The 20,603-nt window shown below is 42.7% G+C and carries 20 protein-coding genes; 14 read left to right on the top strand and 6 right to left on the bottom strand.

What is annotated here, in order from left to right; all coding sequences use genetic code 11:
- Positions 1–49: 49 nt before the first annotated feature.
- Together CSQ79_RS25680 and CSQ79_RS25685 are read right to left on the bottom strand one after the other, a co-directional pair.
- Positions 50–1,723: a sodium:solute symporter family protein gene (locus CSQ79_RS25680; RefSeq protein WP_099703952.1), complete on the bottom strand. Its 1,674-nt coding sequence runs from the start codon at positions 1,721–1,723 to the stop codon at positions 50–52.
- Between the two features lie 9 nt (positions 1,724–1,732).
- Entirely contained in the window at positions 1,733–1,987 is a 255-nt protein-coding gene (locus CSQ79_RS25685; protein ID WP_099703953.1) for a DUF4212 domain-containing protein, read from the bottom strand.
- Between the two features lie 421 nt (positions 1,988–2,408).
- On the opposite strand from CSQ79_RS25685, the gene CSQ79_RS25690 reads away from it, so the two are divergent.
- The gene (locus tag CSQ79_RS25690) at positions 2,409–3,830 is read left to right on the top strand and encodes a RecQ family ATP-dependent DNA helicase (RefSeq protein WP_099703954.1); all 1,422 of its coding nucleotides are present in this window, start codon (positions 2,409–2,411) and stop codon (positions 3,828–3,830) included.
- An 8-nt stretch (positions 3,831–3,838) separates the two neighbouring features.
- Here CSQ79_RS25690 and pheS read toward each other — a convergent pair whose 3' ends face one another.
- Positions 3,839–4,840, bottom strand: a complete 1,002-nt coding sequence (pheS, locus tag CSQ79_RS25695) for a phenylalanine--tRNA ligase subunit alpha (RefSeq protein ID WP_099703955.1) — start codon at positions 4,838–4,840, stop codon at positions 3,839–3,841.
- A gap of 178 nt (positions 4,841–5,018) precedes the next feature.
- On the opposite strand from pheS, the gene surE reads away from it, so the two are divergent.
- The 10 genes from surE to CSQ79_RS25745 all read left to right on the top strand — a co-directional run bounded on the left by surE (position 5,019) and on the right by CSQ79_RS25745 (position 16,316).
- A complete protein-coding gene (surE, locus tag CSQ79_RS25700; protein ID WP_099703956.1) occupies positions 5,019–5,831 on the top strand; it encodes a 5'/3'-nucleotidase SurE in 813 nt (270 codons plus the stop codon).
- A gap of 108 nt (positions 5,832–5,939) precedes the next feature.
- Positions 5,940–6,947, top strand: coding sequence for a bifunctional riboflavin kinase/FAD synthetase (locus CSQ79_RS25705; RefSeq protein ID WP_099703957.1), 1,008 nt, complete (start codon positions 5,940–5,942; stop codon positions 6,945–6,947).
- A gap of 81 nt (positions 6,948–7,028) precedes the next feature.
- A complete protein-coding gene (locus CSQ79_RS25710) occupies positions 7,029–7,934 on the top strand; it encodes an AAA family ATPase (RefSeq protein ID WP_099703958.1) in 906 nt (301 codons plus the stop codon).
- 8 nt (positions 7,935–7,942) lie between these two features.
- On the top strand, positions 7,943–8,674 hold the full coding sequence (locus CSQ79_RS25715; protein ID WP_099703959.1) for a class I SAM-dependent methyltransferase: 732 nt from the start codon (positions 7,943–7,945) through the stop codon (positions 8,672–8,674).
- Positions 8,671–9,795 (top strand): glycosyltransferase, encoded by a 1,125-nt coding sequence (locus tag CSQ79_RS25720; RefSeq protein ID WP_289501552.1) that lies wholly within the window; start codon positions 8,671–8,673, stop codon positions 9,793–9,795. The genes CSQ79_RS25715 and CSQ79_RS25720 overlap by 4 nt, the downstream gene beginning before the upstream one ends.
- Positions 9,796–9,890: 95 nt before the next feature.
- Positions 9,891–10,457, top strand: a complete 567-nt coding sequence (locus CSQ79_RS25725; protein ID WP_289501553.1) for a diheme cytochrome C — start codon at positions 9,891–9,893, stop codon at positions 10,455–10,457.
- Between the two features lie 91 nt (positions 10,458–10,548).
- On the top strand, positions 10,549–10,926 hold the full coding sequence (locus CSQ79_RS25730) for a hypothetical protein (RefSeq protein ID WP_099703961.1): 378 nt from the start codon (positions 10,549–10,551) through the stop codon (positions 10,924–10,926).
- Between the two features lie 230 nt (positions 10,927–11,156).
- The gene (gene secA / locus CSQ79_RS25735) at positions 11,157–13,952 is read left to right on the top strand and encodes a preprotein translocase subunit SecA (RefSeq protein ID WP_099703962.1); all 2,796 of its coding nucleotides are present in this window, start codon (positions 11,157–11,159) and stop codon (positions 13,950–13,952) included.
- A gap of 183 nt (positions 13,953–14,135) precedes the next feature.
- Positions 14,136–15,467 (top strand): flippase, encoded by a 1,332-nt coding sequence (locus CSQ79_RS25740; protein WP_099703963.1) that lies wholly within the window; start codon positions 14,136–14,138, stop codon positions 15,465–15,467.
- Between the two features lie 96 nt (positions 15,468–15,563).
- Positions 15,564–16,316 carry an aspartate/glutamate racemase family protein gene (locus tag CSQ79_RS25745; RefSeq protein WP_099703964.1) on the top strand — a complete coding sequence of 251 codons (753 nt, stop codon included), beginning with the start codon at positions 15,564–15,566 and terminating at the stop codon, positions 16,314–16,316.
- 128 nt (positions 16,317–16,444) lie between these two features.
- Here CSQ79_RS25745 and CSQ79_RS25750 read toward each other — a convergent pair whose 3' ends face one another.
- From CSQ79_RS25750 to CSQ79_RS25760, 3 genes are all read right to left on the bottom strand, one after another.
- Positions 16,445–16,933, bottom strand: coding sequence for a GNAT family N-acetyltransferase (locus CSQ79_RS25750; RefSeq protein WP_099703965.1), 489 nt, complete (start codon positions 16,931–16,933; stop codon positions 16,445–16,447).
- Positions 16,934–16,943: 10 nt separating this feature from the next.
- Positions 16,944–17,348 carry an allophanate hydrolase-related protein gene (locus tag CSQ79_RS25755; protein WP_099703994.1) on the bottom strand — a complete coding sequence of 135 codons (405 nt, stop codon included), beginning with the start codon at positions 17,346–17,348 and terminating at the stop codon, positions 16,944–16,946.
- 73 nt (positions 17,349–17,421) lie between these two features.
- Positions 17,422–18,132, bottom strand: coding sequence for a GntR family transcriptional regulator (locus tag CSQ79_RS25760; protein ID WP_099703966.1), 711 nt, complete (start codon positions 18,130–18,132; stop codon positions 17,422–17,424).
- A 321-nt stretch (positions 18,133–18,453) separates the two neighbouring features.
- Between CSQ79_RS25760 and CSQ79_RS25765 the strand changes: the two genes are divergently transcribed.
- The 3 genes from CSQ79_RS25765 (at position 18,454) to CSQ79_RS25775 (ending at position 20,379) form a co-directional block, all read left to right on the top strand.
- Complete coding sequence (locus tag CSQ79_RS25765) at positions 18,454–19,392, top strand: DMT family transporter (RefSeq protein WP_099703967.1); 939 nt, start codon at positions 18,454–18,456, stop codon at positions 19,390–19,392.
- Positions 19,393–19,639: 247 nt separating this feature from the next.
- Positions 19,640–19,888 (top strand): UPF0175 family protein, encoded by a 249-nt coding sequence (locus tag CSQ79_RS25770; RefSeq protein WP_099703968.1) that lies wholly within the window; start codon positions 19,640–19,642, stop codon positions 19,886–19,888.
- Positions 19,885–20,379, top strand: coding sequence for a PIN domain-containing protein (locus CSQ79_RS25775; RefSeq protein WP_099703969.1), 495 nt, complete (start codon positions 19,885–19,887; stop codon positions 20,377–20,379). Before CSQ79_RS25770 ends, CSQ79_RS25775 begins: the two co-directional genes overlap by 4 nt.
- Positions 20,380–20,603 lie beyond the last annotated feature (224 nt).

The following is a 20,603-nucleotide window of genomic DNA, read 5'->3' on the forward strand; positions in this document are numbered from 1 at the left end:
CATAACTCAACACTCAACATTCATAACTCTCTTAGTCTCCCCAACTACCCTAATGTACAGCTTCGGGTGGTAATTCTCCGGCGGGCGATCGCAAGTCTTCAACCATTTCTTGTACTGCTAGTGGTGGTGGTGGTGTCAAACGCGAGACAACTATGGTGACGATAAAGTTAATGATCATGCCCAAAGTACCAATTCCTTCAGCAGAAACGCCAAAGAACCACGGTGTCATTCCAGAGAATTTAACACCGACAATATAGAAGATTGTAAAGAGTAAACCTGTTACCATTCCGGCGATCGCACCTTCACGGTTTGTTCGTTTATCAAAAATGCCGAGAATAATCACAGGGAAAAAGCTAGCGGCGGCTAAACCAAACGCGAAAGCAACAACCTGCGCGACAAATCCTGGAGGATTAATGCCGAAGTAACCTGCTAGCGCCACTGCAAGCCCTACCATAATTCGCCCAACAAATACTCGTTGTGTTTCTGTGGCGTCCGGCTTGAGGATACGATAGTAAATATCGTGCGCTACTGAACTCGAAATCACTAAGAGTAATCCTGACGCAGTAGATAATGCTGCTGCGAGTCCTCCTGCTGCAACAATAGCAATCACCCACGGTGCCAGGTTGGCAACTTCTGGAGTAGAAAGCACAATAATATCAGGATCAATCGTAATTTCGTTGGTTGCAGAATCGGGTGTTAATTCAAACCGCCCGTTGTTGTTTCGATCGTCAAAAGCCAGTAGTTTTGTTCGTTCCCATTTATTTGCCCAATCCAGCTGACGGACTTCCTCAATGGTTTGATTATGTAAAGAATTAATCAGGTTATATCGCGCAAACGTTGCTAATGCAGGAGCGCTGGTATACAACAAGGCGATAAACAGTAATGCCCAACCTGCTGAATAACGCGCAGCGCGAACATCAGGAACCGTGTAAAAACGCACAATAACGTGAGGTAATCCAGCAGTTCCTACCATCAAGGCAATCGTAATGAATAGAACATCTAACTGTGTTTTATTCGCAAACGGCTGCGTATATTCTTGAAAACCTAAGTCGAGTTGAACTTGGTTCAAATTCGCAACAATATCGCTAAAAGTAAAAGCTAGTTGTGGAATGGGGTTTCCTGTGAGTAGAAGTGCGATCGCGGATGCGGGAATCAAAAAGGCAACGATTAATATACAGTATTGTGCTACTTGTGTCCAAGTAATTCCTTTCATTCCTCCCAATACAGAAAAGAATGCCACAATCACCATCCCGATAATCACACCTGTAGCGATATCTACCTGTAAAAAGCGGCTGAATACAATTCCTACACCCCGCATTTGTCCTGCAACATACGTCAGAGACACAAACAAAGCTGCAACAACCGCAACTAAACGGGCAATGTTGGAATAGTAGCGATCGCCTACGAAATCTGGCACAGTATATTTACCAAACTTCCGCAGATATGGTGCTAACAGTAACGCTAATAATACATAACCTCCAGTCCAACCCATTAAGTAAATTGAACCGTCGTAACCCAAAAAGGAAATTAGCCCCGCCATCGAAATAAACGAAGCTGCTGACATCCAATCTGCTGCTGTTGCTGCGCCGTTAGCAATTGGGGGAACACCTTGCCCAGCGACGTAAAAACCCGAACTATCTCGCACGCGCGATCGCCAACCAATATACAGATATAACGCAAAAGTCAGGGCAACAAATCCAATCGTCCAAAGTTCAACTGACATGATTTACCCTCACTTTCTAATTCCGTATTTGCGATCGAGCCGATCCATCTGCACCGCGTAAATAAAAATCAGCACAACAAACGTTAAAATTGAGCCTTGCTGTGCCATCCAGAAACCAAGAGGAACTCGACCAAGTTGTATCGCATTTAATGGTTCAACAAGTAAAATGCTGAAAATAAGCGATACTAGCGCCCAGACAATTAAAAGATTTCGGATTAAAGCTGTGTTAGCCCGCCAGTAAGCTTGACTTTTGTTTTTATCCATTTTTCTCAAAAGTAAATTCAATATTTACGTACAAACACACTCTTAATAAGTCATATCGATAACTTAGGTATCAATAGTCTTGTTGTTTGGAGTATGTTGCGAGCAAGACAAAATATTGTATCAGTTGGATTGAGAGAAAGGAATTTTATTAAGTTCATAAGTTTCCAGTGTTAATACACGCTTAACAGAAGAAGCAGAGGAGATACGAGATGAGATCGTTGAATATTGGATGCAATCATCTTTTTATTGGTATGAATAAACGAGTTTTACCTCGATCGTTTTATACGACTCTGATTTTATGAGTTTACGGAGGTGGATCAGGTTTGTTAAGCTGCGAATTTATTCGCCAAGCTTACGATCGCATTTACTTCATTTTGGGGGAAACCTTAAAAGTAAATCCTGACAATCCACCTTATTACTGATGAATCAGTCAAACGCGATCGCCACGCAAAAACTGCGAGACACTTTACAAAAAATTTGGGGATATCAAGAATTCCGCCAACCCCAGGAAGAAATTATCTGTAGCTTACTATCGCAGCAAGATACTCTCATCATCATGCCCACAGGTGGGGGTAAATCGATTTGCTTTCAACTTCCGGCATTACTGCAACCTGGTTTAACGCTGGTAGTGTCGCCGTTAGTCGCTTTGATGGAAAACCAAGTCAAAGAATTACGCGATCGCCGCCTAGCAGCTGCACTATTACACAGCGAATTATCAACATATCAACGCAAGCAAATTTTACAGCAATTAGAACGACAGCAGCTCAAGTTACTTTATCTTTCACCCGAAACACTGCTTAGTGCACCTGTGTGGGAACGCTTGTGTCAACCGCAAGTAAAGATCAACAGCCTGATTCTTGATGAAGCACATTGTTTAGTACAGTGGGGAGATACCTTTCGCCCAGCATACCGCCGTTTAGGTGCAGTACGACCTGCATTGTTACAATCAAAACCACAGGGAACAAAAATTGCGATCGCTGCTTTTACCGCTACTGCCGATCCGCAAGCTCAAAGTATAATTCAACAAGTTTTACAACTCCAGCAACCTCAATTCTTTCGCCAAAATCCCTATCGTTCAAACCTCCACCTTAAAGTTCAAACCGTGTGGACACCACGCGGTCGAAAACAACAGTTATTAAAATTTATTCAAGCCAAACCAAAACAGGCTGGATTAATTTATGTGCGTACACGTCGAGATAGCGAAAGTTTAGCTCAATGGTTGAACCAACAAGGTTACACTACAGCTGCTTACCATGCAGGTTTAAGCCCAGAAGAACGTCGAGAAATTGAAAATCACTGGTTAAGTAGCAAAATACCTGTTGTGGTTTGTACCTCAGCATTTGGCATGGGGATTAATAAGCCCGATGTCCGCTGGGTAATTCACTTTCATGCACCAATGTTACTTTCCGAATATGTGCAAGAAATTGGACGCGCAGGGCGTGATGGTAAACTCAGTATTGCTTTAACACTTGTGAGTGAACCGACAGGATGGCTAGATTCTGAAGATAAGCAACGTCAAGAATTTTTTACGGCATCAGTGCGATCGCAATACATCAAAGCACAGCAGTTAGCCAAAAAGTTACCTACAAAAGGTGAAGTTCCGCGAGATGCTGAAAGTGCGATCGCCCTTGCACTACTTCACAGTAATGGTCAACTTGAATGGCAAGATCCTTTCAATTACATTATTCATCAGACACGCTTACAATCTCCAGGACAACTCAATGTCGCGGATCAAATTAATGAATATCTGAACACTCGTGCGTGTCGTTGGCGATTTCTCTTAAGTGCATTTGGGTTCGATCAAGCAGCATTTAATTGTGGACATTGCGATCGCTGTCGTTAGTTTGCATTCTAAAACTGTTGTAAAAAGCGCAAGTCGCTGTTATAGAAACGACGAATATCATCAATTTCGTGCAATACCATTGCTAATCTTTCCACACCCATTCCTGCAGCAAACCCTGTATAAACTTCAGGGTCGTAACCTACGGCTTTAAGCACATTAGGATCAACCATACCGCAGCCCATTACTTCTAACCAACGACCTTTCCATTGCACGTCTACTTCGGCGGAAGGTTCAGTAAAGGGAAAATAACTTGCGCGGAAGCGAATTGGTGAATCACCGAATAATTCTTGTAGGAATATTTTAACTGTTCCTTTGAGGTCGGTAAAAGTCAAACCTTCATCGATTGCCAAAATTTCGATTTGGTGGAACACTGCGGCGTGGGTAGCATCTACAGTATCGCGACGATAGCAGCGTCCTGGAATTGCAACTCTTACTGGCGGATCGTTATCTTCCATGTAGTGAATTTGCACGTTGGAAGTATGCGTCCGTAGTAAGTTTCCATCAGGAAGAAACAAAGTGTCCTGCATATCGCGTGCAGGATGATCTGGTTGGAAATTAAGTGCTTCAAAATTATAGTAATCAGTTTCCATCTCTGGTCCTTGAGCCACAGTGTAGCCTAGACCAACAAAGATATCCAGCACCCTATCCATTGTACTGTGGAGCGGATGAACGCGACCAAGCGGGCGGTAAACACCAGGCATGGTGACATCAATCGTTTCTGCTTTTAATTGTGCTTGAATTGCAGCCGCTTGTAATTTTTGACGCTGGTTTTCTAGTTCGTCTTGTAAAGCTTCTTTAACAACATTGGCGATCGCCCCAATTTGCGGACGTTCTTCAGCACTCAATTGCCCCATGCTGCGCAATAATCCTGATAGTTGACCCTTCTTACCGAGGTAAACTACTCGAAGTTCCTCTAATCGATCCAAGGAATCAGCAGCAGCGATCGCGCTTATGCCTTCTTGTCGTAAAGTTTCTAGTTGAGCCTTTAAAGTGCTAGGCTGATTGCTCATGCTTGTTGTATTCAACAGTAATTCTCTGAAAGCCAGCTATTCAATTCAATATTAAGTGTATCGTATCAGTTTAAAAGGGAGTAGGGGCGAGGAGCGAGTGGCTAGTGATTAGTGGCTAGTGATTAGTGGCTAGTTACTAATTCTTCCCCTGATCTCCGACCTCTGATCTCCGACCTCTATGAAATTACTTATCTGCAACGACGACGGTATTTACGCGCTGGGAATTCGTACTCTAGCCGATACTTTAGCAGCAGCCGGACACGAAGTTACTGTTGTTTGTCCAGATCGCGAGCGATCGGCAACTGGACATGGATTAACGTTACATCAACCAATTCGTGCGGAACTTGTCGAGTCGGTATTTCACCCTAGTATCAAAGCTTGGGCTTGTTCAGGAACTCCTGCTGACTGCGTGAAACTAGCACTATGGGCATTGCTTGATAGTCCACCAGATTTTGTGCTTTCCGGTATCAATCAGGGTGCAAATTTAGGTACTGATATTCTCTACTCTGGTACTGTTTCCGCCGCTATGGAGGGTATCATTGAGGGTATACCTAGTGTCGCACTGTCACTGACAAGTTTTACTTCTAAAGCATTTCAACCGGCTGCGACATTTGCAGTTGATTTACTCGACAAGATCGCAAGTCAGCCTTTACCCGAAGTCATGTTACTCAATGTTAATATTCCTGCGGTCGAATTAGCAGAAATTGCAGGGGTGCAAATCACACGTCAGGGAATTCGTCGCTATGTTGATGTCTTTGAAAAGCGTGTCGATCCGCGTGGTAAAACTTATTACTGGCTAGCTGGAGAGTTACTTGAAGACGTTACACCAGCCAAACAAGGTTTAGATCTACCGCAGGATATGCCAACTGATGTCGAGGCAATTCGTCACAATTTCATTACAATTACACCGTTGCACTACAACTTGACTTACCTAGATGCACTGCATCCCTTGTCCAAATGGAAATTTGACCAAAAGAAAGATTGGGGTTGAGAAATCGCAGAATAAAATTAGCAGAAAAAACTTTCCCAATCTCTAACCCCCGACCCCTGACCTCTCCTAATCTGTTACCATTGACCTATTTATGTCAAAATGTAAAGCGTGTGGGTTACTTCTTCTCTAACTAATGCTTTGACACCAACTGCGGTTGCCCTAGGAAACTTTGATGGCATTCACCTTGGGCATCAAGAGGTTATTCGTCCAATTTTGCATCGCATCAAGAGCCAGGAGGAAGTAAAATCCTTACTGTCTTACCCTTTATCAGTTAATGCTGAAACACAACAAGTATCTAGTAGCGATCGCCCCGAACATATTTATAGTACTGTTGTAACTTTTAATCCACATCCACAAGAGTTTTTTACAGGGAAAAAGCGATCGCTGTTGACACCTTTAGATGAGAAGGTAAAGCAATTACAATCCTTAGGCGTAGAACAACTAGTGCGAGTGCCATTTACAAAGGATTTAGCGGCTTTAAGCCCGCAAGACTTTGTTGAAAAAATCCTCATTCAGCAGTTGTGTTGTCAAGAAATTAGTGTTGGAGAAAACTTTTGTTTTGGTAAGCAGCGTTGTGGTACTGCTAAAGATTTAAAAGCGATCGCGGCGGGTTTTGGCATTCCGGTAACGATTGTTCCGATTCATGCGCGTGCAGGCGATCGCATCAGTAGTTCTGCAATCCGTCAAGCACTTGAACATGGTGATCTACCATGTGCTAAAGAATTATTAGGACGCCCCTACACTCTTACAGGAACCGTAGTTAAAGGACAACAGTTAGGTAGAACAATTGGTTTTCCTACTGCTAATATCGCAGTACCGCCTGAGAAATTTCTTCCAAGTAAAGGAGTTTACGCAGTTCAGGTTTTTATTCAAGATGGAGATAATTGTCAAGGCGTCATGAATATTGGTAATCGTCCTACCATCAATGGTACGCATCCATCCGTAGAAGTATATTTATTTGATTGGTCGGGAGATTTATACGGCAAAACATTAACTGTACAGCTAGAAAAATTTTTACGCCCAGAACAAAAGTTTGCTTCATTAGATGAATTAAAGGCACAAATTCAATTTGATTGCACTGCTGCAAAAGAGGTACTACAAGGGAACACTAAGTGATGAACTGCTGAGTGTAGTTGCCCCAAGGTTATTCTTGATCCTCAACACTCTAAATTGCTGATTGAAAAACTGTAGTAGTGCATGAAAAAAATCGAGATTCTCACGCAGAACCTAGGTCGTACGATTGTTGGTAAAGCTGAACCAATTCGCTTAGTTTTAGTTTCCTTGCTTGCTGGAGGTCATGTACTGCTAGAAGATGTTCCTGGTGTCGGTAAAACTCTGCTAGCAAAATCATTAGCGCGTTCGGTTGCGGGTAAGTTTCAGCGCTTACAATGCACTCCTGATCTATTACCGACAGATATTACTGGAACTAACATTTGGAATCCTAAAACAGGGGAATTTGAATATCTTCCAGGTCCAGTATTTACAAATGTACTACTAGCAGATGAAATTAACCGTGCAACACCGCGTACGCAATCGGCGCTATTAGAAGTGATGGAAGAGGAACAAGTCACTGTTGATGGAGTTTCGCGGCGAGTTCCGAGTCCTTTTTTTGTGATTGCAACTCAAAACCCAATTGAATACCAAGGAACTTTTCCCTTACCAGAAGCACAAATGGATCGCTTTATTTTGTCTTTGAGTTTGGGTTATCCGAGTGAAGCAGAAGAGTTATCTATGTTGCAACGGTTACAAGAAGGCATTACAGTAGCTGATTTACAACCTTGCATCACATTAGCAGAAGTTGCAGAATTACGCCGCAGTTGTGCGGCTGTCAAAGTGGAAAAATCATTACAACGTTACATGATCGAGCTTGTACGCGCAACACGAGAAGATGAAGATATCATGCTAGGCGTAAGTCCCCGTGGTACAGTAGCATTACACAAAGCAACACAGGCGTTAGCTTATTTGTGCGATCGCACTTATGCGATTCCTGATGATGTAAAATATCTAGCACCTCATGTCTTGTGTCATCGTCTCATCCCAGCTGGCGGACGCAAAGCTAAATCTGTTATAGAAAGGCTATTGCGATCAATTCCCATTCCCTAAACTGAGTGATGTCTGAATTTGACTTTGCCGCTTTGTTCAATGAAGACTATTTGTACTTCTATGAACCGTATTTAACACCAGAACGCAACGAGCGTGAAGTCAATTTAATTTGGAATTTGTTGCAACTACAAGCCAGAATGACCGTACTCGATTTAGCCTGTGGACATGGGCGAATTGCTAATCTACTCGCACAGCGCGGCTGTAGTGTCATAGGATTGGATGCTACAGCTTTGTTTCTGGAGAAAGCGCGTAAAGATGCTCAAGTAGGTATTGATGTTGAATACATTCAGGGTGATATGCAATCGCTACCTTGGACAGAACACTTTGATTGTATTATTAACTGGTTCACTGCTTTTGGCTACTTTGACGATGAAGACAATCGTAAAGTGCTAGCACAAGCTTACCGCGCTCTCAAACCAGGTGGTAAGTTGCTATTAGAATTGCAAAGCTTGTACCGAATTTTGAAAGAATTTCGGGCTAATGCTGTGACAGAGCGTGATTGCAATTATTTAATTGATCGTACTCGCTTTGATGTATTTACCAATAGAACTTATACCAAGCGTACTGTTATTCGTGATGGGCAAGTACGGCAAATGAATTACTTTGTACGTCACTTCACTTTTACTGAATTACGCGATTGGTTGTTACAAACTGGTTTTCAAGAAGTACAAGGTTATGGAAATAACGGTGAACCACTAACACTGGATAGCCGCAGAATGATTGTATTAGCAATTAAATGACAACTCAGATGAACTTAGATCGTCCACTGCGTGTAGTGACCTACACTGATTCTGAGGGAATTGGTGGTGCAGAAATTAGTCTTGGTCATCTTGTTGCCCAGGTATCAGATAGCATCGCCGCTACTGTTATGGGAACTTCAAAGCAAGTTGTAGATGCGATCGCCTCGCGTCGTCCCCAAGCAACGCGTGTTATTGTTACGCCTAATCATCCTTGGTCATTTGCCGCCCATTATAGGGCACTGTACCGCTTACGTCCTGATATTATCCATTTGAACCTTTGTACGCCGTGGCAAGGTGCAACAGGCTTATTTGCTGCGCTTTTACTTCCTAACACGCGAGTTGTACGTGTCGATCAATTACCCCTAAGAACTACCGATCCTACGACTTTATTACGAACGCGAATGCTATCTTTGCGTGTTGATGCTCATGTTGCAGTTGGTAAAGCAAGCGCCCGACAAATGGAAGATTTTTATGCCTTAGGACGCAATACAGTTATTTCCATACCCAACGGCGTACCAGATATTGTACCTCCCCAACCACCACAGCCCAAGCGTGAAATTGTTGTGGGTAGCGTCGGACGATTAGATGCAATGAAAGCTCATGATGTATTACTACGAGCAATAGCTAAAGTTGAAAAAGTGCAAGTCGTTATTCTCGGTGAAGGTGGGCAACGTCAAGAACTCGAACAACTTGCACAAAAATTAGGTATCAGCGATCGCTTAAAAATGCCAGGTTGGGTTGACAATCCGCGTAGCTACTTAGCTAATTTTGATATTTTTGTTTTACCATCACGGTCTGAGGGGTTTCCGCTGGCGATCGTTGAAGCAATGCTAGCGGCGTGTCCTGTGATTGCGACTCGTGTAGGAAGTGTGTCAGAAGCCGTTATCGATGGCGAGACTGGCATTTTGGTCGCTCAAGATGATGTTGATGGGCTGGCAAGCGCAATCTGTCACTTACGAGACAATCCAGAACTGCGCTGGCGCTTTGGGCAAAAAGGGCAAGAAATAGCAGCTAAAAGCTTTACTGCAGAAGTTATGGCGACTCAATATGAACGACTGTGGTATGAAGTGAGAACAACTGCTTCCCGATCTCGATTGATTGTACCGCGTCCTTGTGACTGAGTAAAAAGTGTGAATTATCAGCAACTCAGCGAATACTATTGAATTGTTCTATTGCTATATTCAGCAAAGCTCGAATGTGATGAGGGGGCGATCGGATGATGCAAAAACCATACTGGACTAGGAAGCGATCGCGCGCAGCGCAGCATCGGAGGCGATCGCAATTTTTTCTACTAGTCATTTTGCTGTGGAGTATCCTGATGGGTTGGGGGCTAGCGATCGCCACAGCCCAGCCTTCTCCTCAACAAGAGGCAGCTACAGAAGAAATTGGTACTGTAGATATCGTGCCGTCACGCTATCAATTAGGACAAGAACTTTATCTAGAAAATTGTGCGAGTTGCCATATTGCTTTACCTCCCGCAGTTATGCCAACTCAAACTTGGCAAAGGCTATTGCAAGATCAGCAGCACTACGGTGTCACACTTCCGCAACTAGTCGATCCACCACGTTTACTGATTTGGAACTATCTACGTAATTTCTCACGTCCTTTGCTTAAGGAAGAACCCACACCTTACCGTGTTGGAGAATCGCGTTATTTCAAAGCCTTGCATCCTAACATTAAACTACCCCGCCCCGTCGATGTCAGTAGCTGTGTGAGCTGCCATTCTGGTGCAACAGAATACAATTTTCGGCGTCTATCACCTGAGTGGGAAGCATCACAGTAAGTCTCAGGCAGAGGACAAGCAAGATGTCTACCCCACAATATAAATTGTTATTTTTTTACTTTGTGAAAATAAAAAATGAGGAGTGTGAGAGATGAGAATTAAAGAAATTTTAGCGACTTCAGCTTTGGTTGTGTTAGCCGCACCTACTCCAGTCAACGCGCAACTGATTCCTCAACCGTGGGTTTCTGTAGGTGGCAGGGAAGGTGATGTAACATTTTCTGTAGGGGCAAGAGTCTTTGATTTGGGTGTTGAATTAGGTAGAGGACCAGATAGTTCTTCTGGCGTAGATGTGCTCAAATTTTTTGGTTTACCTGTGATTTCTCCTTACGTTGGTATTGGTTTATATTCTGACGATCAAGGTATAGCTTTGTCGGGTGGTTTACAGGTAGACACAGCTAGTAACTTAGTTGTCGGTGTTGGCTATAACTCAGTTCGGGGAGTCAACGGTCAAGTAGGAATTCGATTTTAGTTGCAGGGCGATCCGCACCTTAATTGCCACCCTTCCTGAGAGCAAGATGATACGATGGATATAGTCTAAACTTAGAGCATCTAGCCAAGACAGACTAATAAGATGTTTGAGTTTTTAGCTGTAATTCACTTGTAGACGTGTATTCAATCAAAAATCAAGTGCTTGCAGTTTGCTAACTCCATCTTTATGCTCAAAAATCAGAATAATTTCTAAAGTTTCCTTTACCTGCCATGCTGAAAAACTTGCTGGGCGACCCTAACGCTCGTAAGCTCAAAAAATTCCAGCCTTACGTTACAGAAGTCAACCTCCTTGAGGAAGACATTCAAGCACTTTCCGATCAGCAACTTAGTAGCAAAACAGCAGAGTTTAAGCAGCGGTTGGATAAAGGCGAAACCTTGGACGATCTGCTGCCAGAAGCTTTTGCAGTAGTGCGAGAAGCGGGAAGACGAGTGCTAGGAATGCGTCACTTTGATGTACAAATTCTCGGTGGAACAATCCTACATCAAGGTCAGATCGCCGAAATGAAAACTGGAGAAGGCAAAACGTTGGTATCAACGCTTCCTGCTTACCTCAATGCCATTTCAGGAAAAGGCGTACATATTGTTACAGTTAACGACTACTTGGCACGCCGTGACGCTGAGTGGATGGGTCAAATTCATCGTTTCTTGGGGCTGAGTGTCGGCTTGATTCAAGCAGGAATGGGACCATCAGAACGCAAGAAAAACTATGATTGCGATATTACCTATGTCACAAACAGCGAGGTAGGCTTTGACTACTTGCGCGATAATATGGCTTCTTCCATTCAGGAAGTTGTACAACGTCCTTTTAACTACTGTGTGATTGACGAAGTTGATTCAATTCTCGTAGACGAAGCACGGACGCCTCTGATTATTTCTGGACAAGTTGAACGTCCAACAGAAAAATATTTGCAAGCCGCCCAAGTCGCTGCTGCGCTACAAAAAGAGGAACACTACGAAGTTGATGAAAAAGCTCACAACGTCATTTTAACGGATGAAGGTTTCGCAGCAGCAGAAGAAATGCTGCAAGTTAAAGATTTATACGATCCTAACGACCCTTGGGCACACTACATCTTTAACGCACTTAAGGCAAAAGAACTGTTCGTCAAAGACGTTAAATATATTGTCCGTAATGATGAAGTCATAATTGTGGATGAGTTCACAGGACGAGTTCTTCCAGGAAGGCGCTGGAGTGATGGACTACACCAAGCAATCGAAGCAAAAGAAAGAGTTGAAATTCAACCAGAAACACAAACTTTAGCAACAATTACTTATCAAAACTTGTTTTTGCTGTATCCCAAATTAGCAGGGATGACCGGAACAGCAAAAACAGAGGAAGCAGAGTTTGAAAGAATTTATAAGTTAGAAGTGACGATTATTCCGACAAATCGTCCTACCAGACGTCAAGACGTATCTGACGTGGTATATAAAACAGAACGAGGTAAGTGGCAGGCGATCGCCGAAGAATGTACCGAAATGCACGAACAAGGTCGCCCTGTTTTAGTAGGAACCACAAGTGTCGAAAAATCGGAATATCTCAGTGCCTTATTAAGTCAACGTAACGTACCGCACAACTTACTCAATGCCCGACCGGAGAACGTCGAACGCGAGTCGGAAATTGTAGCCCAAGCTGGTCGTAAAGGCGCTGTCACAATTGCAACAAACATGGCGGGTCGCGGAACCGATATTATTCTCGGTGGTAATGCGGATTACATGGCACGACTTAAGCTGCGCGAATACTTTATGCCTCGGATTGTGCAACCCGAAGATGAAGATATTTTTGCAGTAGAAAGAGCATCAGGTTTACCCGCATCAAGTAGTGGTAGCGGTCAAGGTTTTGTTCCTGGCAAGAAAGTCAAAACATGGAAAGCCTCACCGCAGATTTTCCCAACTCAGCTATCGCGGGAATTGGAGCAACAACTGAAAACAGCAGTAGAATTTGCTGTAAGAGAGTATGGCGAGCGCAGTTTACCTGAACTCGCGGCTGAAGATAAAGTCGCAGTTGCAGCAGAAAAAGCGCCGACTGACGATCCTGTGATTCAAAAGCTGCGAGAAGTTTATAATGCTCTGTTACGCGAATACGAGCAATTTACATCCCGCGAACATGATGAGGTTGTGCAACTTGGTGGCTTGCATGTCATTGGAACGGAACGTCACGAGTCACGCCGTATTGATAACCAATTGCGGGGACGCGCCGGAAGACAAGGCGACCCTGGTTCGACGCGCTTTTTCTTGAGTTTGGAAGATAACTTACTGCGGATTTTTGGCGGCGATCGCGTTGCGGGCTTGATGAGTGCCTTTAAGGTTGAAGAAGATATGCCCATTGAGTCTAAGATGCTGACTCGCAGTTTAGAAGGCGCGCAAAAGAAAGTCGAAACGTACTACTACGACATCCGTAAGCAGGTGTTTGAGTACGACGAGGTGATGAATAACCAGCGTCGAGCAATTTATGCTGAACGTCGCCGCGTTCTTGAAGGTTTGGACTTGAAAGAGTTGGTGATTAAGTACGCCGAAAAAACGATGGATGAAATTGTGGATTATTATATTAATCCCGATTTGCCATCAGAAGAGTGGGATCTGACAAATTTGGTGAGCAAGGTCAAAGAATTTGTTTATCTTCTGGCTGATTTAGAACCGAATCAGATGGAAGATCTTTCGGTAAGTGAAATTAAAACTTTCCTTCACGAGCAAGTACGAATTGCGTATGATGTTAAGGAAGCACAGGTCGATCAAATTCAACCAGGATTAATGCGTCAAGCTGAGCGATTCTTTATTTTGCAGCAGATTGATACTTTGTGGCGCGAACATTTACAACAAATGGATGCGTTGCGCGAATCGGTAGGATTGCGCGGTTATGGACAAAAAGATCCATTAATTGAGTACAAGAGCGAAGGATATGAGTTGTTTTTGGATATGATGACTAATATTCGCCGAAATGTGGTATACTCCTTGTTCCAATTCCAGCCGCAAGTTCAACCAGCGATGCAAGCGCCATCAGGAATGGTTTGATTGTATCAATGTGTTAGGTGTTCTCAAACCTTTAAATATTGTGAGTCCTTAACAGGCATATTTTTTAGCAGCCCACTAACGTGGGTTTTCTTGTTACGGCATAGGCAGGCTAGAAGCCTACCCTACAAAAAAAACATCAAATCACTGTGGGATGGGCATCTTGTGTTCACTTTTATCTGAGAAATGCCTAAATTGCGTCTTAAATTGTGGATAAAACGTCAGCCTGACTTGCTGATAACGCTAGTACGCGGTGCGGGAGTAGCACTCAGTGTGCAAATTATTAGTATTGGCACAATCTATGCATCCCAAATTTTGCTGGCTCGTTGGATGGGAGTTACTGAGTATGGCATTTATGATTTTGCGATCGCACTGAGTCTTTCTCTGGCGTTTATCGCAGGGTTAGGCTTACCAACTGCTGTTTTACGATTTATTCCTGAATACCGTGTTAAGCAAGATTGGGCACATTTGCGGGGAATTATTCGCGGGAGTTGGCAACAAACTTTGATTGCTAGCTTAATTACAGTAGCATTTAGCACAGCTGTTTTATTGTGGTTAGCGCTGTATCAAAGATTAGATTATTCGCAAACACTCCTGATCGGTATTTGGATTGTGCCTTTGATCGCATTGGCAAATCTTCTGCAACAAATTATTAGAGCCTTCCAGCAAATGACGCTTGCTTATGCTCCATATCTAATTATTTATCCCTTAGTTTTAATTGGCATTGCGTTCGTTTGGCAATTACACCAAAGTTTGAACAGCACAGTCGTCATTAGCTTGTCAATACTGTCAATGTTGATAGTTTTAACTCTTCAGGCGTTGCTTTTTCAGCAAAAGTTAAATACCGAAGTTGAGCAAGCTAAGCCAGTTTATGCGATGAGTCAGTGGTGGAGAGTTGCACTACCATTGATGTTATTTGATGGCTCATCTGTTATTCTGAGTCAAACTGATACATTGATGCTCGGAGTGATGCTTGGAGCCAAAGCGGTTGGTGTTTATGGTGCTGCGCTGAAAACATCGCTTTGGGTTAACTTTATCCTCAAAGCCGTAAATGCAATTTCTGCTCCGATGATCGCTGCACTATATGCTCAAGGCGATCGCCAAGGATTGCAACAATTAATTTCTACAATTGCTCGATGGATGTTTTATCCGGCGTTAGTTATTGGTATAGGTCTAATTATTTTTGCTACGCCTATGCTGCAATTATTTGGATCAGAATTCACGGTCGCTAAAGAATCTTTGATCATTCTCATTTTAGGGCAACTTATTAACGTTGGGACAGGCTCAGTAGGATATTTATTGATGATGACAGGACATCAAACTCAGGCAGCATTGGTAATGGGAGCAACTGCTATTGTCAACGTCGTTTTAAATTTAATTGGCATCCACTGGTTAGGAATTGTCGGTGCTGCACTAGCCACTGCATTTTCAATGATGTTGTGGAATTTTTGGCTTCATACTCTAGTCGTGAAACATCTGAACGTTCGCCCCTCAATTCTGGCAGCTTTTCAAACGTAACGGTTAGAGTCCTGAATATCAGATTTCTTGCATTAATCACTCGTATTTAGAACTTGTCATTTTTAGTTCTCAAGGCATTCAGGCAAAAAAACATCAATGAAAATTAAAGTCATCAACCCTAATACCACTGCAAGCATGACACAAAAGATTGCTGAGAGTGCGATCGCCTCAGCAAGTTCTGAAACTGAGATTATTGCGTGTAACCCGCAGATGGGACCTGTATCAATTGAAGGACACTATGATGAAGCACTGAGTGTTATTGGCATTCTTGAAGAAATCAAAAAAGGAGAAGCTGCAGGTATTGATGGTTATGTGATTGCTTGCTTTGGCGATCCTGGGTTACTCGCTGCGCGGGAATTAGCAAAAGGTCCGGTGGTGGGAATTGCAGAAGCTGCCATGCACGCTGCCAGTTTGATTTCTACTGGATTTTCGATTGTGACAACGTTAAGTCGAACGCGGATCATTGCTCAACATTTAGTTGCAAACTATGGTATGACGCACTTTTGCCGTCGAATTCGGGCGATAGATTTGCCTGTACTCGAACTTGAAGATGAAAATTCTCATGCAAGAAAAACGATTTTTGATGAATGTCGTCAAGCTTTAGTAGAAGATGGTGCAGGAGCGATCGTTTTAGGCTGTGGCGGTATGGCTGACTTATCAGCGCAACTCAGTCAAGAATTAGGAGTTCCTGTCATTGATGGAGTCAGTGTTGCAGTTAAATTTGTGGAAGCTTTGGTAAGTTTGGGCTTAAATACGAGTAAGAAAGGCGATTTAGCTTATCCCATTGCTAAGCCATATACGGGAATGCTTCAGGGTTTTGCTTTTATGAACCAAATGCCCTCCGACTGAAGTCGGGGCTATCAAAACGAAGTGTGCGGAGGCATACTAAGATATAGAACTTGTATGAGTTAGTCCACGGAGGTGGACTTTGTTTGTTTAGCTGCGAATTCTATTTGCACTCGCATTTATGCAGGCAGTTAATGTAAATTATGATTCTCTAAATCAAAGCACATTTCATTACTTTGAGTAAAGCCTAAGCTAGAGTACACAGGTTTACCTAATGGAGAAGCATGAAGAACTGCTCTTGTACAGTCGAGAGATTTGAGATATTCGAGTGATTTTAGTGTGAGTTGTTTTGCAATACCTTGTCTGCGGTAAGCTGACTCAACATAAACACCCCAGATGTAGCCACTTTTACGATACTGCTCAGTGAGAACATGCGGGTAAAGTCCAGCAAATAACTGACAACCTACAGAACCAACAACTTTAGAATCAACTTCGGCGACAAAAGCTTGGTAAAAAAAATCTTGGCGTGCGTGTTCGATAAACTCTAGCGTGATTTCTTGCCAGTTGGATTTAACAGAGTCAGCAGAAATAATATCTTGCCACATCAAACAGAAATGCTCCGCAATGATGGCATCTTCTTGCGGAGTTGCTACGCGAATTTTGCAGGGAAGCGATCGCATTCGTACATCCCTAGCCCGCAGCTTTATAAGCCGCCCAACCACCATGATGCGAAATATCAGGCCAATTATATTTTTCTACTAACTCTTGTGGATAAAGAAAAGCAGTGAGAACTTCGCCATTGTCTAGAACGATATCACTCGGATACATATTTGGTGGTTCAGTTGAGGCTAAATAATCAAACTGTTCTTGAGTGAGTTCATAAACTTCCCCAGGAATCGAAATGCCTCCTTGTTCTACTTCGTAAATTGCGGGATGCCAACCGTCACCTGCGGCATGAAGTCGATAACGAGATTGTGTTTTTGCTTCTTTGATAAATTTGGCAGATTGTAGGTTTTGATGGTCGGGTTGTCCGCGTAGCGCTGAACCACAAATAAAAATCCGTTTTGTGCCTGAATTTGAAGTAGTCTCGGTCATATCTGTTGTTAATAATTGCCCGTCAAATGAGTTTAAAAATAAATGCGATATTAATCCAAAGCCTAAAATTTTATCAACCTTCTTGAACAATGCCACGAGTTTGTTGCAAATTCTTCATTTCTCGCACAACTCGCTCTTTACTCGCAACAAGATGAGCTTTAATCGCTTGAGTTGCTGCATCAGCATTCCTTGCTTGCACTGCTTCATAAATCCGGCGATGCTCAGTCCGAATTTCTAACACGTCGCGATTATTTTGAATCGTATGAATCCTCAGAAGCATCATCTTATCAAAAACTTGATCTAAAAGCGATCGCAGCCACAAGTTTCCTGAACTCTCGGCGAGTAAACGATGAAAACGGTAGTCTAAATCGAGAAGTTGAAAGTTAGTTAGTTGAGACGGTTTACTATTGATCAGCTTTTCAGCTTGCATCACCATCAGATTTAAGTTTTGGATTTGAGCTTCGGTCGCATTTTCACAGGCTTCTGCTACGGATAATTGCTCAAGTGCTAGTCGGCAATCGTACAACTGTACGGCATCGATCATAGAAATGGTAGCAACACGTAAAATATTGTTTGGCTCAACGACCACTAATTCCTCGCGTTGCAGTTGCCGCAGTGCTTCCCGAATCGGAGTTCTACTCACCTGTAATTTTTTGGCAAGATGAGTTTCGATTAACCGCTGTCCTGGAGTTAGTTCACCCGATAGGATAGCTGTACGTAGTGCTTGATAAGTTTGCTCCTGTAGTGATTGATTACGCTGGAGCGATCGCGGTGACAGGGGCAAAGTATGACTCCTTATTATTTACACGACAAGCTACAACCGCCAATTATCTTAAGTGGAGAAGGTTTCGTCAAAAAAATTGAATTGATGATTTGGTAACTGTATACAGAGTACAGTAAATATCTTCTTTCATAAATACTACATAAGAAAAGACCTAAAACCTAGTCATAGCAGATATGACATTTCATTTCTTCGTTCTTTTGTGGCTAATTTAAGAGAGCACTGCGGGGATCATCTTTTGACCACAGAGTCTATTTATATACATTTTTGAGGCTACCGAGCAGTGTATATTAAGCCGATAATTCCGATGATGGCGATCGCATTATGGAGCAGTTCCGACTTGGTGGCAATACAAATCAAGAACTTATCACAAATGGACTTGCAGCGATCGCACTGGGCATTGCTTTACTCGGAATTGCGTTTGCTTCGATTTTAACTGTCGTTGCTCAGCAAGAAATTGGCTCGAATGCGACAACTTTGAATCGCTTGGGTATGGCAGCGATCGCATTTGCGGGCTGGAACGGAGTTAGGTTTGCCAGTCAAATACGCAGGCAAAGTTCTGTCTCGTTGCTAATTTACACCTGGCGCGATCGCAGTCTACTAACAATTGCCGGAACGAGTTTTGCCGCTTCTCTAACACTGTGGGCATGGTCGTTAACACAAACAAGTGTTGCTAATTCCACATTACTTAACAATATGATGCCAATCTTTACAACATTGGGAGCTTGGGTAGTACTTGGTCAAAGATTCTCAGGTAGATTTGTGCTAGGGATGGCTATTGCAGTTTGTGGTGCGATCGCAATTGGCATTGAAGACTTTCAGAGTACGAATAGTAATGTTGTCGGAGATAGTGCGGCGTTAGGCGCGGCGATGTTAGCCGCAGTGTGTCTTTTGAGTTTAGAGCAACTCCGCCTTAAATTTGCTACGCCAGTGATTATGCAATGGACGTGTTTAATTGGTAGTTTGGGTGTATTGCCCGTTGTTTTGCTGACTCAAGAACCATTGTTTCCGACATCTAGAGTTGGTTGGTTGAGTATTATTTCTTTAGCAATTGTTTGCCAAGTCATCGGTCAAGGGTTACTCACGTATAGCTTGGCAAGATTTTCTTCTGGGTTTGTTGCTGTTTCGATGTTAGCAATTCCAGCGATCGCGGCAGTGCTGGCGATCGTGATTTTTGCTGAAAATTTGAGTATAGCTAATTGGTGCGCGTTTGCCATAGTTTTGGCAGGAGTATACTTAGCCATATCAGCACGTAGCGATTAATGTTGTTTTGCTTTAGGGTTGCTATATATAGAAAAGCAGGGAAGAATTATAAATTGTGCTGCTGTCAGCGGATTCACTACTTATAAAATTGTGCCAGAATTAAAAATAGAGGGTAAAGCGATCGCCTCCGTGACTCATTGATAGTGTATAGTCGTTGCACTGATTGCGTTTTAGGCTATGGCAGTCTTTTTTGTTGGTACCTAAAATCCTTGAGGTATTCTGATGTATTAAGCAAGGCATTTGGATCATGAGTATTGTCATATCAGATGAGATCCTTCAAGCATCTCAGCTTTCACCAAGTGAGTTTCGTCAAGAAATTGCATTACACCTGTTTCAGACAGGTCGTTTAACGCTTGGGTATGCTAGCCAATTAGCAGATTTGCAACCTAATGCTTTTCGTCAACTTCTGAAGCAGCACAATATCCCCCTCTACTGTTACGATGTTGAGGACTTTGAACTTGATCTAAAAAATCTGCGAGAATTAGGACGGTTGTGATTGTTATTAGCGATACATCGGCAATCACGAATTTAGTAGCAATTCGACACTTGCACCTCCTATTTCAACTCTACAATCAAGTTATTATTCCTGAAGCAGTGTATCGTGAACTTACAGATGCCGAGCCTTCAGCACCAGCAACACTCAAACTTCAAGCTGTCTCCTGGCTTGAAGTTAAACAAATTGCAAACCGTAAGATCGTTAAACTCCTTCAAGAAAAGGTACGGCTAGATCCAGGGGAGTCTGAGGCAATTGCTCTTACCTTAGAACTGAATGCTGATTTGCTGTTGATTGATGAGCGACGTGGTAGAGCAGAAGCGAATCGTTTAGGATTAAGAATTACTGGGCTACTTGGTATATTAGTTGAGGCAAAACGCCAAAATTTAGTTGCTGCGGTTAAGCTACTAATGGATAACCTAATTGTTACTTCGCAGTTCAGGGTGTCTTCAGCTTTGTATTATCAAATTTTAGAAATGGTGGATGAAGCTTGAGTGAGCTGAGTGAAATGCCGCTATCACAACTATTTTCTTTAAGATAACTTAGCTATTTTTTATTTAGCATATGCAAAGTATTAAAGAATTAAGTAGCTGCTAATACAATAAACTCCACACTCATCAGGATGAAAAAAATGTATTGTTAATAACAACTTTTTTCAAGTTTGCCTTTAATGTATACAGAATACAGTAATAATTAATCAACTGTCAGTAACTAACAA

The sequence above is a fragment of the Gloeocapsopsis sp. IPPAS B-1203 genome (assembly GCF_002749975.1).
In the GTDB taxonomy this organism is placed as follows: Bacteria; Cyanobacteriota; Cyanobacteriia; order Cyanobacteriales; family Chroococcidiopsidaceae; genus Gloeocapsopsis.

Bases quoted from the DNA above. Each gene is read 5' to 3' on its own strand.
- CSQ79_RS25710 (WP_099703958.1), top strand. From the start codon at position 7,029: ATGAAAAAAATCGAGATTCTCACGCAGAACCTAGGTCGTACGATTGTT.
- CSQ79_RS25715 (WP_099703959.1), top strand. From the start codon at position 7,943: ATGTCTGAATTTGACTTTGCCGCTTTGTTCAATGAAGACTATTTGTAC.
- CSQ79_RS25750 (WP_099703965.1), bottom strand. From the start codon at position 16,933: ATGCGATCGCTTCCCTGCAAAATTCGCGTAGCAACTCCGCAAGAAGAT.
- CSQ79_RS25740 (WP_099703963.1), top strand. From the start codon at position 14,136: ATGCCTAAATTGCGTCTTAAATTGTGGATAAAACGTCAGCCTGACTTG.
- CSQ79_RS25730 (WP_099703961.1), top strand. From the start codon at position 10,549: ATGAGAATTAAAGAAATTTTAGCGACTTCAGCTTTGGTTGTGTTAGCC.
- CSQ79_RS25725 (WP_289501553.1), top strand. From the start codon at position 9,891: ATGATGCAAAAACCATACTGGACTAGGAAGCGATCGCGCGCAGCGCAG.
- CSQ79_RS25770 (WP_099703968.1), top strand. From the start codon at position 19,640: ATGAGTATTGTCATATCAGATGAGATCCTTCAAGCATCTCAGCTTTCA.
- CSQ79_RS25755 (WP_099703994.1), bottom strand. From the start codon at position 17,348: ATGACCGAGACTACTTCAAATTCAGGCACAAAACGGATTTTTATTTGT.
- CSQ79_RS25745 (WP_099703964.1), top strand. From the start codon at position 15,564: ATGAAAATTAAAGTCATCAACCCTAATACCACTGCAAGCATGACACAA.
- CSQ79_RS25685 (WP_099703953.1), bottom strand. From the start codon at position 1,987: ATGGATAAAAACAAAAGTCAAGCTTACTGGCGGGCTAACACAGCTTTA.
- CSQ79_RS25720 (WP_289501552.1), top strand. From the start codon at position 8,671: ATGACAACTCAGATGAACTTAGATCGTCCACTGCGTGTAGTGACCTAC.
- CSQ79_RS25765 (WP_099703967.1), top strand. From the start codon at position 18,454: ATGGAGCAGTTCCGACTTGGTGGCAATACAAATCAAGAACTTATCACA.
- secA (WP_099703962.1), top strand. From the start codon at position 11,157: ATGCTGAAAAACTTGCTGGGCGACCCTAACGCTCGTAAGCTCAAAAAA.
- surE (WP_099703956.1), top strand. From the start codon at position 5,019: ATGAAATTACTTATCTGCAACGACGACGGTATTTACGCGCTGGGAATT.
- CSQ79_RS25690 (WP_099703954.1), top strand. From the start codon at position 2,409: ATGAATCAGTCAAACGCGATCGCCACGCAAAAACTGCGAGACACTTTA.
- pheS (WP_099703955.1), bottom strand. From the start codon at position 4,840: ATGAGCAATCAGCCTAGCACTTTAAAGGCTCAACTAGAAACTTTACGA.
- CSQ79_RS25680 (WP_099703952.1), bottom strand. From the start codon at position 1,723: ATGTCAGTTGAACTTTGGACGATTGGATTTGTTGCCCTGACTTTTGCG.